This is a genomic window from Pseudomonas sp. TWI923 (assembly GCF_039673365.1).
Lineage (GTDB): Bacteria > Pseudomonadota > Gammaproteobacteria > Pseudomonadales > Pseudomonadaceae > Aquipseudomonas > Aquipseudomonas sichuanensis.
In genome coordinates this window covers 1-15,154 of record NZ_JBDJLM010000012.1, presented here as the reverse complement: position 1 = coordinate 15,154, position 15,154 = coordinate 1, and the positions used below count along the sequence as shown (strand labels likewise).

11 protein-coding genes are annotated in these 15,154 nt (G+C 65.0%); 10 read left to right on the top strand and 1 reads right to left on the bottom strand.

Translation table 11 applies throughout. The features are described 5' to 3' along the window. Positions 1-121: 121 nt before the first annotated feature. From nuoG to ABE459_RS07725, 9 genes are all read left to right on the top strand, one after another. Positions 122-2,836: an NADH-quinone oxidoreductase subunit NuoG gene (gene nuoG / locus ABE459_RS07765; RefSeq protein WP_125464790.1), complete on the top strand. Its 2,715-nt coding sequence runs from the start codon at positions 122-124 to the stop codon at positions 2,834-2,836. Continuing rightward, the gene (gene nuoH / locus ABE459_RS07760; protein ID WP_110993938.1) at positions 2,833-3,840 is read left to right on the top strand and encodes an NADH-quinone oxidoreductase subunit NuoH; all 1,008 of its coding nucleotides are present in this window, start codon (positions 2,833-2,835) and stop codon (positions 3,838-3,840) included. Before nuoG ends, nuoH begins: the two co-directional genes overlap by 4 nt. 11 nt (positions 3,841-3,851) lie before the next feature. Continuing rightward, positions 3,852-4,400: an NADH-quinone oxidoreductase subunit NuoI gene (nuoI, locus tag ABE459_RS07755; RefSeq protein ID WP_011534620.1), complete on the top strand. Its 549-nt coding sequence runs from the start codon at positions 3,852-3,854 to the stop codon at positions 4,398-4,400. A 10-nt stretch (positions 4,401-4,410) separates the two neighbouring features. Beyond that, positions 4,411-4,911, top strand: coding sequence for an NADH-quinone oxidoreductase subunit J (gene nuoJ / locus ABE459_RS07750; RefSeq protein ID WP_110993939.1), 501 nt, complete (start codon positions 4,411-4,413; stop codon positions 4,909-4,911). A 3-nt stretch (positions 4,912-4,914) separates the two neighbouring features. Beyond that, the gene (gene nuoK / locus ABE459_RS07745) at positions 4,915-5,223 is read left to right on the top strand and encodes an NADH-quinone oxidoreductase subunit NuoK (RefSeq protein WP_008096201.1); all 309 of its coding nucleotides are present in this window, start codon (positions 4,915-4,917) and stop codon (positions 5,221-5,223) included. Next, positions 5,220-7,073 carry an NADH-quinone oxidoreductase subunit L gene (nuoL, locus tag ABE459_RS07740; protein ID WP_110993940.1) on the top strand — a complete coding sequence of 618 codons (1,854 nt, stop codon included), beginning with the start codon at positions 5,220-5,222 and terminating at the stop codon, positions 7,071-7,073. Before nuoK ends, nuoL begins: the two co-directional genes overlap by 4 nt. Positions 7,074-7,116: 43 nt before the next feature. Next, complete coding sequence (nuoM, locus tag ABE459_RS07735; RefSeq protein WP_110993941.1) at positions 7,117-8,649, top strand: NADH-quinone oxidoreductase subunit M; 1,533 nt, start codon at positions 7,117-7,119, stop codon at positions 8,647-8,649. A 7-nt stretch (positions 8,650-8,656) separates the two neighbouring features. Continuing rightward, positions 8,657-10,126 (top strand): NADH-quinone oxidoreductase subunit NuoN, encoded by a 1,470-nt coding sequence (gene nuoN, locus ABE459_RS07730; RefSeq protein WP_110993942.1) that lies wholly within the window; start codon positions 8,657-8,659, stop codon positions 10,124-10,126. A 256-nt stretch (positions 10,127-10,382) separates the two neighbouring features. After that, entirely contained in the window at positions 10,383-12,434 is a 2,052-nt protein-coding gene (locus tag ABE459_RS07725) for a TonB-dependent receptor (RefSeq protein ID WP_323828586.1), read from the top strand. Positions 12,435-12,533: 99 nt separating this feature from the next. On the opposite strand, the gene ABE459_RS07720 is transcribed toward ABE459_RS07725, so the two are convergent. Next, a complete protein-coding gene (locus tag ABE459_RS07720) occupies positions 12,534-13,598 on the bottom strand; it encodes an AI-2E family transporter (protein ID WP_125464792.1) in 1,065 nt (354 codons plus the stop codon). Positions 13,599-13,723: 125 nt separating this feature from the next. On the opposite strand from ABE459_RS07720, the gene yegQ reads away from it, so the two are divergent. Next, positions 13,724-15,058, top strand: coding sequence for a tRNA 5-hydroxyuridine modification protein YegQ (yegQ, locus tag ABE459_RS07715; RefSeq protein ID WP_125464793.1), 1,335 nt, complete (start codon positions 13,724-13,726; stop codon positions 15,056-15,058). The last annotated feature ends 96 nt before the right edge of the window (positions 15,059-15,154 follow it).

Here is a 15,154-nt window from a genome sequence, read left to right as displayed (position 1 = left end):
GCGGGTGGTCCGTGCCACCCGCCAGCTTGCCGACAGGCCCGATTCATTCGTGGCGTGCCGCAGGCTCACCGATTTCCATTAGCCACGCCCGCTCACGCGGGCCAACGAAGAACTTTGAACAATGGCCACTATCCACGTAGACGGCAAAGCGCTCGAAGTCAACGGTGCGGACAACCTGTTACAGGCGTGTCTGTCACTCGGCCTCGACATCCCCTATTTCTGCTGGCACCCGGCGCTCGGTAGCGTCGGCGCCTGCCGGCAGTGCGCGGTCAAGCAGTACACCGACGAGAACGACACCCGTGGTCGTATCGTCATGTCCTGCATGACCCCTGCCTCCGACGGCACCTGGATCTCCATCGACGATGAAGAGTCCAAGGCGTTCCGCGCCAGCGTCGTCGAATGGCTGATGACCAACCACCCGCACGACTGCCCGGTGTGCGAGGAAGGCGGTCACTGCCACCTGCAGGACATGACGGTAATGACCGGCCACAACGAGCGCCGCTACCGTTTCACCAAGCGTACCCACCAGAACCAGGACCTCGGCCCGTTCATCGCCCACGAGATGAACCGCTGCATCGCCTGCTACCGCTGCGTGCGCTACTACAAGGACTACGCCGGCGGCACCGACCTGGGTGTGTACGGCGCCCACGACAACGTGTACTTCGGTCGCGTTGAAGACGGCGTGCTGGAAAGCGAGTTCTCCGGCAACCTCACCGAGGTCTGCCCGACCGGTGTGTTCACCGACAAGACCCACTCCGAGCGCTACAACCGCAAGTGGGACATGCAGTTTGCTCCAAGCATCTGCCATGGCTGCTCCAGCGGTTGCAACATCAGCCCGGGTGAGCGCTACGGCGAACTGCGCCGCATCGAGAACCGTTTCAACGGCTCGGTGAACCAGTACTTCCTGTGCGACCGTGGCCGCTTCGGCTATGGCTACGTCAACCGCAGCGACCGCCCACGCCAGCCGCTGCTGGCCGACGGTACCAAGCTGTCGCTGGACGCCGCCCTGGACAAGGCCGCCGACCTGCTGCGCGGCCGCACCATCGTTGGTATCGGCTCGCCACGCGCCAGCCTCGAAAGCAACTACGGCCTGCGCGAGCTGGTCGGCGCCGAGTACTTCTACTCGGGTATGGAAGCCGGTGAACTGGCCCGTGTGCGCCTGGCGCTGAACGTGCTGAACAACAGCCCGCTGCCGGTGCCGACCCTGCGCGACATCGAAGACCACGACGCAGTGTTCGTGCTCGGTGAAGACCTCACCCAAACTGCCGCCCGTGTCGCCCTGGCCGTACGCCAGGCCACCAAGGGCAAGGCCGAAGCCATGGCCGACGCCATGCGCGTACAGCCTTGGCTCGACGCTGCGGTGAAGAACATCGGCCAGCACGCGCTGTACCCGCTGTTCATCGCTTCCTTGGCTGAAACCAAGCTGGACGACGTTGCCGAAGAGTGTGTACACGCCGCTCCCGCCGACCTGGCCCGCATCGGTTTCGCCGTGGCCCACGCCATCGACCCGAGCGCCCCGGCCGTCGAAGGCCTGGACAGCGAGGCCAAGGCCCTGGCCCAGCGTATCGCCGACGCCCTGGTCGCTGCCCAGCGCCCACTGATCGTCGCCGGTACTTCGTTGGCCGACCCGGCGCTGATCGAAGCCGCCGCCAACATCGCCAAGGCCCTCAAGCTGCGCGAGAAGAACGGCTCGCTGAGCCTGGTCGTGCCTGAGGCCAACAGCCTCGGCATGGCGATGATGGGCGGTGAGTCCATCGACGCCGCGCTGGACGCGGTGATCAGCGGCAAGGCCGACGCCATCGTCGTGCTGGAAAACGACCTGTACGCCCGCGTACCGGCCGCCAAGGTCGATGCAGCCCTGGCTGCCGCCAAGGTGGTGATCGTTGCCGACCACTCCAAAACCGCCACTGTCGACCGTGCCCACCTGGTACTGCCAGCCGCCTCGTTCGCCGAAGGCGACGGTACCCTGGTCAGCCAGGAAGGCCGTGCCCAGCGCTTCTTCCAGGTGTTCGACCCGCAGTACCTGGACAGCAGCATCCAGATCCACGAAGGCTGGCGCTGGATGCACGCCCTGCGTGCCACCCTGCTCAACAAGCCGGTGGACTGGACCCAGCTGGATCACGTCACCAGCGCCTGCGCCGAAGCCGCCCCGCAACTGGCCGGCATCGTCAACGCCGCACCGAGCGCCGCGTTCCGCATCAAGGGCATGAAGCTGGCCCGTGAGCCGCTGCGCTACTCGGGCCGTACCGCCATGCGCGCCAACATCAGCGTGCACGAGCCGCGTACCCCACAGGACAAGGACACCGCGTTCGCCTTCTCCATGGAAGGCTACTCGGGTTCGGCCGAACCGCGTCAGCAGGTGCCGTTCGCCTGGTCGCCGGGCTGGAACTCGCCGCAAGCCTGGAACAAGTTCCAGGACGAGGTCGGTGGCCACCTGCGTGCCGGTGACCCGGGCGTGCGCCTGATCGAATCCCAAGGCGACCGCCTGAGCTGGTTCACCGCCATCCCTGGCGCGTTCAACCCGGCCCGTGGCACCTGGACCGCCGTGCCGTTCTTCCACCTGTTCGGCAGCGAAGAGAGCTCCTCGCGCGCCGCCCCGGTGCAGGAGCGCATCCCGGCCGCCTACGTCGGCCTGGCCAAGTCCGAAGCCGATCGCCTGGGCGTCAACGACGGCGCGATGCTGAGCCTGAACGTGGCCGGTGTGTCGCTGCGCTTGCCGCTGCGTATCAATGAAGAGCTGGGCGCTGGCCTGGTTGCGTTGCCCAAAGGCCTGGCCGGCATTCCGCCCGCCATCTTCGGTGCATCCGTCGAAGGCCTGCAGGAGGCAGCACAATGAGCTGGTTCACCCCCGAAGTGATCGACGTGATCATTCAGGTCGTCAAGGCCATCGTGGTGCTGCTGGCCGTGGTGGTCTGCGGCGCGCTGCTCAGCTTCGTCGAGCGTCGCCTGCTGGGCTGGTGGCAGGACCGCTACGGTCCGAACCGCGTCGGCCCGTTCGGCATGTTCCAGATCGCTGCCGACATGCTGAAGATGTTCTTCAAGGAAGACTGGAACCCGCCCTTCGTCGACAAGATGATCTTTACCCTGGCGCCGGTCGTGGCCATGAGTGCCCTGCTGATCGGCTTCTCGATCATCCCGATCACCCCGGGCTGGGGCGTGGCCGACCTGAACATCGGTCTGCTGTTCTTCTTCGCCATGGCCGGCCTGTCGGTCTACGCTGTACTGTTCGCCGGCTGGTCGTCGAACAACAAGTACGCCCTGCTGGGCAGCTTGCGTGCTTCGGCGCAGACCGTCTCGTACGAGGTGTTCCTGGGCCTGGCGCTGATGGGCGTGGTGGTGCAGGTGGGTTCGTTCAACATGCGCGACATCGTTGAATACCAGGCCCAGAACCTGTGGTTCATCATTCCGCAGTTCTTCGGCTTCTGTACCTTCTTCATCGCTGGCGTCGCCGTGACTCACCGTCACCCGTTCGACCAGCCGGAAGCGGAACAGGAACTGGCCGACGGCTACCACATCGAATACGCCGGCATGAAATGGGGCATGTTCTTCGTTGGTGAATACATCGGCATCATCCTGATCTCGGCGCTGCTGGTCACCCTGTTCTTCGGTGGCTGGCACGGTCCGTTCGACCTGCTGCCGCAGCTGCCGTTCTTCTGGTTCGCCCTGAAGACCGCGTTCTTCATCATGCTGTTCATCCTGCTGCGCGCCTCGATCCCGCGCCCACGCTATGACCAGGTGATGGACTTCAGTTGGAAGTTCTGCCTGCCGCTGACCCTGATCAATTTGCTGGTGACCGCTGCGATCGTGCTCTACAACACGCCAGCCGTCGCGGCCCAGTGAGGATTTGACCCATGTTCAAGTATATCGGCGACATCGTTAAGGGCACCGGCACTCAGCTGCGCAGCCTGGTGATGGTGTTCTCCCACGGGTTCCGCAAGCGCGACACCCTGCAGTACCCCGAAGAACCCGTGTACCTGCCGCCGCGCTACCGCGGCCGCATCGTCCTCACCCGCGACCCCGACGGCGAGGAACGCTGCGTAGCGTGCAACCTCTGCGCGGTGGCCTGCCCGGTCGGCTGCATTTCGCTGCAGAAGGCCGAGACCGAGGACGGTCGTTGGTACCCCGAGTTCTTCCGCATCAACTTCTCGCGTTGCATCTTCTGCGGCCTGTGTGAAGAAGCGTGCCCGACCACCGCGATCCAGCTCACCCCGGATTTCGAAATGGCCGAGTTCAAGCGTCAGGACCTGGTGTACGAGAAAGAAGATCTGCTGATCTCCGGCCCCGGCAAGAACCCTGACTACAACTTCTACCGTGTTGCCGGTATGGCCATCGCTGGCAAGCCGAAAGGCTCTGCGCAGAACGAAGCCGAGCCGATCAACGTGAAGAGCTTGCTCCCATAAGGACAGAAAGATGGAATTCGCTTTCTACTTCGCATCCGGTGTCGCCGTTGTCTCCACGCTTCGCGTGGTGACCGGCACCAACCCGGTGCACGCCCTGCTCTACCTGATCATCTCGCTGATTTCCGTGGCGATGATCTTCTTCTCCCTCGGTGCGCCGTTCGCCGGCGCCCTGGAAGTGATCGCCTACGCCGGCGCCATCATGGTGCTGTTCGTGTTCGTGGTGATGATGCTCAACCTCGGGCCGGCCTCGGTCGCCCAGGAACGCGGCTGGCTCAAGCCCGGCATCTGGGCGGGGCCGGTGATCCTCGCCGCCCTGCTGCTGCTGGAGCTGCTGTACGTGCTGTTCGTCAGCCCGTCGGGCGCCGCCATCAGCGGTACCACCGTCAGCGCCAAGGAAGTCGGCATCAGCCTGTTCGGGCCGTACCTGCTGGTGGTCGAACTGGCTTCGATGCTGCTGCTCGCGGCAGCCGTCACCGCCTTCCACCTGGGCCGCAACGAGGCGAAGGAGTAAATCATGGGTGCTATCCCTCTCGAGCATGGTCTGGCGGTCGCCGGCATCCTGTTCTGCTTAGGTCTGGTTGGCCTGATGGTCCGCCGCAACATCCTCTTCGTGCTCATGAGCCTGGAAGTCATGATGAACGCCTCTGCCCTGGCGTTCATCGTCGCCGGTGCCCGTTGGGTCCAGCCCGACGGCCAGGTGATGTTCATTCTGGTGATCAGCCTGGCAGCCGCCGAGGCCAGCATTGGCCTGGCGATCCTGCTGCAGCTGTATCGCCGCTTCCACACTCTCGACATCGATGCTGCCAGTGAGATGCGCGGATGAACCTTATCTTCCTGACGTTCGTATTCCCCCTGATCGGCTTCCTGCTGCTGTCGTTCTCCCGTGGGCGGTTCTCGGAGAACCTGTCCGCGCTGATCGGCGTCGGCTCGGTCGGTCTGTCGGCGGCCACCGCCGCCTACGTGATCTGGCAGTTCAACGTCGCCCCGCCTGAGGGCGGTGCGTACAGCCAGCTGCTGTGGCAGTGGATGTCGGTGGACGGCTTCGCGCCGAACTTCACCCTGTACGTGGATGGCCTGTCGGTCACCATGCTGGGCGTGGTCACCGGTGTGGGCTTTCTGATCCACCTGTTCGCCTCCTGGTACATGCGTGGCGAAGCCGGTTACTCGCGCTTCTTCTCGTACACCAACCTGTTCATCGCCAGCATGCTGTTCCTGGTGCTGGGCGATAACCTGCTGTTCATCTACTTCGGCTGGGAAGGCGTGGGCCTGTGCTCGTACCTGTTGATCGGTTTCTACTACAGCAACCGCAACAACGGTAACGCGGCGCTCAAGGCGTTCATCGTCACCCGCATCGGCGACGTGTTCATGGCCATCGGCCTGTTCATCCTGTTCGCCCAGCTGGGCACGCTGAACGTGCAGGAACTGCTGGTGCTGGCACCGCAGAAGTTCCAGGCCGGTGACACCTGGATGGTCCTGGCCACCCTGATGCTGCTGGGTGGCGCGGTCGGTAAATCGGCCCAGCTGCCGCTGCAGACCTGGCTGGCCGACGCGATGGCGGGCCCGACCCCGGTTTCGGCACTGATCCACGCCGCAACCATGGTGACCGCGGGCGTGTACCTGATCGCCCGTACCAACGGCCTGTTCCTGCTGGCCCCGGACGTCCTGCATCTTGTGGGCGTGGTCGGTGGCGTGACCCTGGTGCTGGCCGGCTTCGCCGCGCTGGTGCAGACCGACATCAAGCGTATCCTCGCCTACTCGACCATGAGCCAGATCGGCTACATGTTCCTGGCCCTGGGCGTGGGTGCCTGGGACGCGGCGATCTTCCACCTGATGACCCACGCCTTCTTCAAGGCCCTGCTGTTCCTTGCCTCGGGTGCGGTGATCGTTGCCTGCCACCACGAGCAGGACATCTTCAAGATGGGCGGCCTGTGGAAGAAGCTGCCGCTGGCCTATGCCAGCTTCGTGGTCGGTGGCGCTGCACTGGCCGCCCTGCCGATCCTGACCGTGGGCTTCTACTCCAAGGACGAGATCCTCTGGGAAGCCTTCGCCAGCGGCAACACCGGCCTGCTGTACGCCGGCCTGGTCGGCGCGTTCATGACCTCGCTGTACACCTTCCGCCTGATCTTCATCGCCTTCCACGGCGAAGCCAAGACCGAAGCCCACGCCGGCCACGGCATCAGCCACTGGCTGCCGCTGGGTGTGCTGATCGTGCTGTCGACCTTCATCGGCGCCTGGATCCACCCACCACTGGCAGGCGTGCTGCCTGAGAGCGCCGGCCACGCCGGTGGCGAAGCCAAGCACTCGCTGGAGATCGCCTCGGGCGCCATCGCCATCGCCGGTATCCTGCTGTCGGCCCTGCTGTTCCTGGGCAAGCGTCGCTTTGTCAGCAGCATCGCCAACAGTGGTATCGGTCGCGTCCTGTCGGCCTGGTGGTTCGCCGCCTGGGGCTTCGACTGGATCTACGACAAGCTGTTCGTCAAACCTTACCTGCTGATCTGCCACATCCTGCGCAAGGACCCGGTGGACCGCAGCATCGGCCTGATCCCACGGATGGCTCGCGGCGGCAACGTCGCCATGAGCAAGACCGAGACCGGCCAGCTGCGTTGGTACACCGCCTCGATCGCCGTCGGCGCCGTGCTGGTGCTGGGCGCCGTGGTAGTGGCTGCGGTATGACTATGAAGAACCTTGCGACTTTGCCAAAGGAAACCAACCCGTCATGATTTTGCCTTGGCTGATCCTGATCCCCTTCATCGGCGGCCTCCTGTGCTGGCTGGGTGAGCGCTTCGGCGCCACCCTGCCCCGCTGGATCGCGCTGCTGACCATGTCCCTGCTGCTCGGCATCGGCCTGTGGCTGTGGGCTAACGGCGACTACACCCTGGCCCCGGCACCGGGCGCCGAACCGCACTGGGCCCTCGAATACAAGTTCGAGTGGATCAAGCGCTTCGGCATCAGCGTGCACCTGGCCCTGGACGGCCTGTCGCTGCTGATGATCCTGCTGACCGGCCTGCTCGGCGTGCTGTCGGTACTGTGCTCGTGGAAAGAGATCCAGCGCCACGTCGGCTTCTTCCACCTCAACCTGATGTGGATCCTCGGCGGCGTGGTCGGTGTGTTCCTGGCCCTGGACCTGTTCCTGTTCTTCTTCTTCTGGGAAATGATGCTGGTGCCGATGTACTTCCTCATCGCGCTCTGGGGTCACAGTTCGTCGGACGGCAAGAAGACCCGGATCTACGCGGCGACCAAGTTCTTCATCTTCACCCAGGCCAGCGGCCTGATCATGCTGGTGGCGATCCTTGGCCTGGTGCTGGTCAACTACAACACCACCGGTGTGCTGACCTTCAACTACAGCGACCTGCTCAAGGCCGAACTGCCGGCTGGCGTGGAATACGTACTTATGCTGGGCTTCTTCATCGCCTTCGCGGTGAAGCTGCCGGTGGTGCCGTTCCACTCCTGGCTGCCTGACGCTCACGCCCAGGCACCGACCGCAGGTTCCGTGGACCTGGCGGGTATCTTGCTGAAGACCGCGGCCTACGGCCTGCTGCGCTTCGCCCTGCCGCTGTTCCCGAATGCCTCGGCCGAGTTTGCGCCGATCGCCATGACCCTGGGCCTGATCGGTATCTTCTACGGTGCCTTCCTGGCCTTCGCGCAAACCGACATCAAGCGCCTGATCGCCTTCTCCAGCGTCTCGCACATGGGCTTCGTGCTGATCGGCATCTACTCCGGCAGCCAGCAGGCCCTGCAAGGCGCGGTGATCCAGATGCTGGCCCACGGCCTGTCGGCCGCCGCGCTGTTCATCCTGTCCGGCCAGCTGTACGAGCGCCTGCACACCCGTGACATGCGCCAGATGGGTGGCCTGTGGCACCGCATCGCCTACCTGCCGGCCATCAGCCTGTTCTTCGCCGCTGCGTCGCTGGGCCTGCCAGGCACCGGCAACTTCGTCGGTGAGTTCCTGATCCTGATCGGCAGCTTCGCCCACGTACCGTGGATCACCGTGATCGCCACCACCGGTCTGGTGTTCGGTTCGGTCTACTCGCTGATCATGATCCACCGCGCCTACTTCGGCCCGGCCAAGGCCGACACCGTACTGGCCGGCATGGACACCCGCGAGATGGTCATGGTGCTGGGCCTGGCTGGCCTGCTGATCCTGCTGGGCGTGTATCCGCAGCCGTTCCTCGACACCTCTGCCGCCACCATGAGCGGTGTGCAGCAGTGGCTCGGTTCCGCTTTCACTCAACTCGCTTCGGCCCGGTAAGAGCGCTATGGAATTCACCACTCAACACTTCATCGCATTGGCGCCGATGCTGATCACCACCATCACCACGGTGGTGGTGATGCTGGCGATCGCCTGGAAGCGCAACCACTCGCAGACTTTCCTGCTGTCCACCGTGGGCCTGAACCTGGCCCTGCTGTCGATCCTGCCGGCACTCAAGGTTGCACCGCTGGCAGTCACCTCGCTGGTCACCATCGACAAGTTCGCCTGCCTGTACATGGCCATCGTGCTGGTGGCGACGCTGGCCTGCGTGACCCTCGCCCACGCTTATCTGGGCGAAGGCTCCAAGGGCTTCCCGGGCAACCGTGAAGAGCTTTACCTGCTGCTGCTGATGTCGGCACTGGGCGGCCTGGTGCTGGTCAGCGCCAACCACCTGGCCGGCCTGTTCATCGGCCTGGAGCTGCTGTCGGTGCCGGTCTACGGCCTGGTCGCGTATGCGTTCTTCAACAAGCGTTCGCTGGAAGCCGGCATCAAGTACATGGTGCTGTCGGCCGCCGGTTCCGCCTTCCTGCTGTTCGGCATGGCCCTGCTGTACGCCGACGCCGGCAGCCTGACCTTCGACCAGCTGGGCAAGGCCCTGGCCGCCACCAGCATGCCAAGCCTGCTGGCCCAGCTGGGCCTGGGCATGATGCTGGTCGGCCTGGCGTTCAAGCTGTCGCTGGTGCCGTTCCACCTGTGGACCCCGGACGTGTACGAAGGCGCCCCGGCGCCGGTGGCCGCGTTCCTGGCCACCGCCAGCAAGGTCGCGGTGTTCGCCGTGGTCGTGCGCCTGTTCATGCTCTCCCCTGCCGCCAGCAGCGGCGTGCTGAGCACCGTACTGGCGGTCATCGCCGTGGCCTCGATCCTGATCGGCAACCTGCTGGCGCTGACCCAGAGCAACCTCAAGCGCCTGCTCGGTTACTCGTCCATCGCCCACTTCGGCTACCTGGTCATCGCCCTGGTTGCCAGCAAGGGCCTGGCCATGGAAGCCATGGGTGTTTACCTGGTCACCTACGTGATCACCAGCCTCGGCGCCTTCGGCGTGATCACCCTGATGTCCTCGCCGTACGCCGGCCGTGACGCCGACGCCCTGTACGAGTACCGCGGCCTGTTCTGGCGCCGTCCGTACCTGACCGCGGTACTGACCGTGATGATGCTGTCGCTGGCCGGTATCCCGCTGACTGCGGGCTTCATCGGCAAGTTCTACATCATCGCCACCGGTGTCGAGTCGCAGCTGTGGTGGCTGGTCGGCGCCCTGGTGCTGGGCAGTGCCATCGGCGTGTACTACTACCTGCGCGTCATGGTCACCCTGTACCTGGTCGAGCCGAACCTGCGTCGCCACGACGCCCCGCTGAAGTGGGAACAGCGCACCGGCGGCGTGATGCTGCTGGCCATCGCCATTCTCGCTTTCGTGCTGGGTGTGTACCCGCAGCCACTGCTGGAAATGGTGCAACAGGCTGGCCTGCAACTGATCGGTTGATCGGCTGGACGATGTGAAAGAAACCCCGCCTCGGCGGGGTTTCTTTTTGCCTGAAGGAAATCACGGGCTTCTTCGCGGGTAAACCCGCTCCCACAGGTTCACCACTTACCTTGCAATCAGTGGTGATCCTGTGGGAGCGGCGGTGCGCCGCTGCGATTTACCCGCGAAGAAGCGACTGCGGTTTACAGATCGACCACTGTGCTTCGTCTGCCTTTTGCAGCGTCAGACTCCCGCACTCGATCTGGAACCTCGCCCCATGCGCCCCACCCTGCCCTACTCCCTGCTGGCCCTGTTCGTCGCCGGCACCACCCAGGCCGCCAACCGCGTCGAACTCGACCAGGTGCTGATCCAGGGCCAGCAGCAATCCGAACTGGAAGCCGCCGCCGAGCGTCTGCACGAAATCCCCGGCGCCAGCAACCTGGTGGACATGGACAAGGTGGGCCAGGGCCGGGTGGCCAGCAACCAGGACGTGCTCGCCTACCAGCCCGGGGTGTTCGCCCAGTCGGCCGGCAACGACGGCATCAAGCTGTCGATCCGCGGTTCGGGCATCAACCGTGCGCCCGGCGCCCACGGTTCCGGCGTCTACACCATGTTCGACGGCCTGCCGCTGACCGGCCCGGGTGGCACCCCCTATGAACTGTTCGAGCCACTGTGGCTGAGCCGCGCCGAAGTGCTGCGCGGCGCCAACGGCTTCGACCAGGGCTCGCTGGCCCTCGGCGGCGCGATCAACTACGTCACCCATACCGGCTACGATGCCGCGCCCTTGCAGGTGCGCTACGAGGTCGGCAGCCGTGGCTACCAGCACCGGCATGTCAGCAGCGGCCAGGTGCTGGGCAACCTCGACTACTACGTGGCCCTGACCGACTCGGAGTACGACGGTTACCAGGCGCACAGCAGTGGCAGCGCCAAGGGCATCGCCGCCAACCTTGGCTACCGCTTCAACCCGAACCTGGAAACGCGCTTCTACCTGCGCTACCGCGAAACCGAGAACGAGCTTGCCGGGCGCCTGACCAAGGACCAGATCAAGCACCACCCGCGCGCGGCCAACGCCGCCTACCTGGCCCGAGACGACAGCCGCCCGCAGCCGGGCAGCACCTGGGTGGGCAACAAGACCACCTTCTTCCTCGACGACGATTCGCGCCTGGAGGCCGGGCTGGTCTATCACGACTTCCCCATGGACCTGCGCGAAGGCCCGATGCGCCTGAAGGTCGCCTACACCGATGTCAGCGGCACCCTGAACTACGTGCGTCGCGACACCTTGTTCGGCCACGAGAGCAAGACCACGGTCGGCTGGCGCACCACCAAGCACCTGCCCAACAGCGGTGCCTCGCAGTTCGCCCGCAGCGGCGGCGACAACTTCGGCGCCCGCAGCCGCGACTTCAGCTACCAGGGCTCGGACACCGTGCTGCATGTGGGCAACGACCTCGAACTGATCCCCGACCTGTGGCTGACCACCGGGCTTGCAGCGATCTACACCCGCCGCGAGAGCGATGTGAGCTACCCCGCCACGGGCGGCAAGGTCAGCCAGCACGACTGGGACTACGCGCCGCGCGTGGGCCTGCGCTACGACATCCGCCCGGACCTGCAGGTGTACGGCAACCTCAGCCGTTCGGTGGAGCCGCCGCACCCGTGGTCGCTGATCTGGAGCTCGACCTCGGCGACCCAGCCGATCGAGATGCAGAACCAGACCGCCACCACCCTGGAACTGGGCGCACGCGGCGATTCGGCGCTGGGCCGTTGGGACCTGGCCTGGTACTACGCGCAGGTTCGCCATGAACTGCTGGCCGTGGAGATCGTGCAAGGGGCACTGCCCAAGGAGTTCAACGCCAGCCCCACGGTGCACCAGGGCGTCGAAGCCGGCCTGGACAGCACGCTCTGGGAACAACCCGGCACTGGCAAGTTGAGCCTGCGCCAGGCCTACACCTTCAGCGACTTCCACTACCGCGACGACGACAAGTTCGGCGACAACCGCCTGCCCGGCATCCCCATGCACTACTACCAGGCCGAACTGCGCTACGACTGGCCGAGCGGTTTCTACGCCGGGGTAAATACGCAGATGGCCTCCAAGGTGCAGGTGGACTATGCCAACAGCTACCCCGCCGACGCCTACGCCCTGCTCGGCGCGCGGCTGGGCTGGGATTCGCCGAAACGTGACTGGCAGACCTGGCTGGACCTGCGCAACCTGACCGACAAGCGCTATGCGGCGACGGTGACGCCGGGGTATGACGATGGCGGCAAGGATGTCGCCCGTTCGACGCCGGGGGAAGGCTTCGGTGTGTATGCGGGGGTGTCGTACAGCTTCCGATAAACAGTTTGGAGCTGCGATGCAGCCCATTCGCGGGTAAACCCGCTCCCACAGGTTTCGTGCAGTTCCCTGTGGGAGCGGGTTTACCCGCGAATGGCCCTTTCAGGACGGCAACTGTACCTGCGGCTTGGTCGAGGCAAAGATCGCCCAGCTGGACACGAACAACGCCGCGATCAACGGCCCGATCACAAAGCCATTGAGCCCGAATACCGCCAGCCCGCCCAAGGTGGACACCAGCACCAGGTAGTCCGGCATGCGCGTGTCCTTGCCCACCAGGATCGGCCGCAACAGGTTGTCCACCAGCCCGATCACCAGTACCCCGAAGGCAGTCAGCACGATGCCCTGCCAGGTCGCCCCGGTCAGGATGAAATAGGCCGCCACCGGCGCCCAGACGATCCCCGCGCCCACCGCCGGCAGCAGCGACAGGAACGCCATCAGCACCGCCCAGATCAGCGCACTGGGGATATCCAGCACCCAGAAGATCAACCCGCCCAATGCGCCCTGGGTAATCGCCACCAGCAGGTTGCCCTTGACCGTGGCCCGTACCACGCGCTTGAACTTCAGCTGCAAACGGCGCTTCTGCTGCTCGGGCAGCGGTACGGCCTGGCGTACCTTGCGCGCCACCTCTGCGCCCTCGCGCAGGAAGAAGTACAGCAAGTACAGCATGATGCCGAAGCTCACCAGGAACTCGAAGGTGCCCTGCCCGAAGCTGAACGCCTGGCCTGCGAGGAACTGGCTGCCTTGGGTGGCCCACTTGGTGATCTTGTCGCGCAGGCCGTCGAGGTTGCCCATGCCCATGCGGTCCAGGGCATGCTGGGCATAGTTCGGGAGCATGTCCTTGCCGCGTTCGATATAGCCGGCAATGTCCAGTTGGCCGCTCTCCACGCGCTGGTACAGCGCCGCGCCCTCCTGCACCAGCAGCATGCTGATGATGATCACCGGCAGCACCGCGATCAGCAGGCAGACCACCAGGGCCAGTGACGTCGCCAGGTTGCGCCGCCCGCCCAGGCGCAGCAGCAGACGACGCTGCAAGGGCGCGAAGAGGATGCCCAGCACCACCGCCCAGAAGATTGCGCCGAAGTACGGCAAGAGAATCCAGATGAAGGCAATGGTCACCAGCGCCAGCAGCGCAGTCAGGGCCTTGTTCTGCAACACGGTCTCGTTCATGGGCATTCCTCAGGGGCTCAACACTTTAGTGCGCGCCATAACGGCAAAAGTGCCGTTGATCCAGATCAATACCGCCGCAGCGCCGCCGCCGTAGCATCCGCGCCTTTTGCCCCTGGTGCGCACCCATGACCTCACCCGCCAAGCCCGAACTGCTCGCCCCCGCCGGCACCCTGAAGACCATGCGCTATGCCTTCGCCTATGGCGCCGACGCGGTGTACGCCGGCCAGCCGCGCTACAGCCTGCGGGTGCGCAACAACGAATTCGACCACGCCAACCTGGCACGCGGCATCCAGGAGGCCCAGGCCCAGGGCAAGCGTTTCTACGTGGTGGTCAACATCGCCCCGCACAATGCCAAGCTCAAGACCTTCCTCAGGGACCTGGCGCCGGTGATCGCAATGGGCCCGGACGCGCTGATCATGTCCGACCCGGGGCTGATCATGCTGGTGCGCCAGCACTTCCCGCAGATGGCCATCCACCTCTCGGTGCAGGCCAACACGGTGAACTGGGCCAGCGTGCAGTTCTGGCAGCAGATGGGGCTGACGCGGGTGATCCTGTCGCGGGAGCTGTCGCTGGAAGAGATCGAAGAGATCCGCCAGCAGGTGCCGCAGATGGAACTGGAAGTGTTCGTCCACGGCGCGTTGTGCATGGCGTACTCCGGGCGCTGCCTGCTGTCGGGCTACCTGAACAAGCGCGACGCCAACCAGGGCTCATGCACCAATGCCTGCCGCTGGAAGTACCAGGCCACCCCGGCCACCGAGAACGCCACCGGCGATATCGTGCGTGAATTCGAACCGACCCTGGGGCTGGGTGCGCCCACCGACCAGGTGTTCCTGCTGCAGGAGAGCAACCGCCCGGGCGAAGAGATGCCGGCCTTCGAGGACGAGCACGGCACCTACATCATGAACGCCAAGGACCTGCGCGCCATCCAGCATGTCGAGCGCCTGGCGCAGATGGGCGTGCACTCGCTGAAGATCGAGGGCCGCACCAAGTCGCACTTCTACTGTGCCCGTGCGGTGCAGTCATACCGTCAGGCCATCGACGACGCGGTGGCCGGAAGGCCGTTCGACCGAGGCCTGATGGGCAACCTCGAATCCCTCGCCCAGCGCGGCTACACCGAGGGGTTCCTGCGCCGCCACGTGCACGACGAGTACCAGAACTACCAGCGCGGCAATTCGGTGTCCGAGCGCCAGCAATTCGTGGGCGAGCTGACTGGCGTGCGGGTTGACGGCCTGGCCGAAGTGAAAGTGAAGAACCGCTTCGCCGTGGGCGACCACCTGGAGCTGATGACTCCGCGTGGCAACTACCACTTCGACCTGCACCGCCTGCACGACCGCCAGCAGCAGGCAATCGAAGTGGCACCCGGCGATGGCCACGTGGTGTACCTGCCGATCCCCGAGCAGGTGTCGCTGGAGTTCGGCCTGCTGATGCGTGACCTGGACAACGCCGAGGCGCCTGCCTGACAAATCTGTAATGCACGCATCAGGTGACTGACAGGCGCTGGCGGCGAGGATCGTGGCTCATCTTCGGGCTGTTTGCAGGCCATCGCGGGGCAAGCC

What these genes read in the sequence shown, in the direction of transcription:
- nuoJ (WP_110993939.1), top strand. Translation starts at nt 4,411, where the DNA reads ATGGAATTCGCTTTCTACTTCGCATCCGGTGTCGCCGTTGTCTCCACG.
- nuoM (WP_110993941.1), top strand. Translation starts at nt 7,117, where the DNA reads ATGATTTTGCCTTGGCTGATCCTGATCCCCTTCATCGGCGGCCTCCTG.
- ABE459_RS07720 (WP_125464792.1), bottom strand. Translation starts at nt 13,598, where the DNA reads ATGAACGAGACCGTGTTGCAGAACAAGGCCCTGACTGCGCTGCTGGCG.
- ABE459_RS07725 (WP_323828586.1), top strand. Translation starts at nt 10,383, where the DNA reads ATGCGCCCCACCCTGCCCTACTCCCTGCTGGCCCTGTTCGTCGCCGGC.
- nuoN (WP_110993942.1), top strand. Translation starts at nt 8,657, where the DNA reads ATGGAATTCACCACTCAACACTTCATCGCATTGGCGCCGATGCTGATC.
- nuoK (WP_008096201.1), top strand. Translation starts at nt 4,915, where the DNA reads ATGGGTGCTATCCCTCTCGAGCATGGTCTGGCGGTCGCCGGCATCCTG.
- nuoG (WP_125464790.1), top strand. Translation starts at nt 122, where the DNA reads ATGGCCACTATCCACGTAGACGGCAAAGCGCTCGAAGTCAACGGTGCG.
- nuoH (WP_110993938.1), top strand. Translation starts at nt 2,833, where the DNA reads ATGAGCTGGTTCACCCCCGAAGTGATCGACGTGATCATTCAGGTCGTC.
- nuoL (WP_110993940.1), top strand. Translation starts at nt 5,220, where the DNA reads ATGAACCTTATCTTCCTGACGTTCGTATTCCCCCTGATCGGCTTCCTG.
- yegQ (WP_125464793.1), top strand. Translation starts at nt 13,724, where the DNA reads ATGACCTCACCCGCCAAGCCCGAACTGCTCGCCCCCGCCGGCACCCTG.
- nuoI (WP_011534620.1), top strand. Translation starts at nt 3,852, where the DNA reads ATGTTCAAGTATATCGGCGACATCGTTAAGGGCACCGGCACTCAGCTG.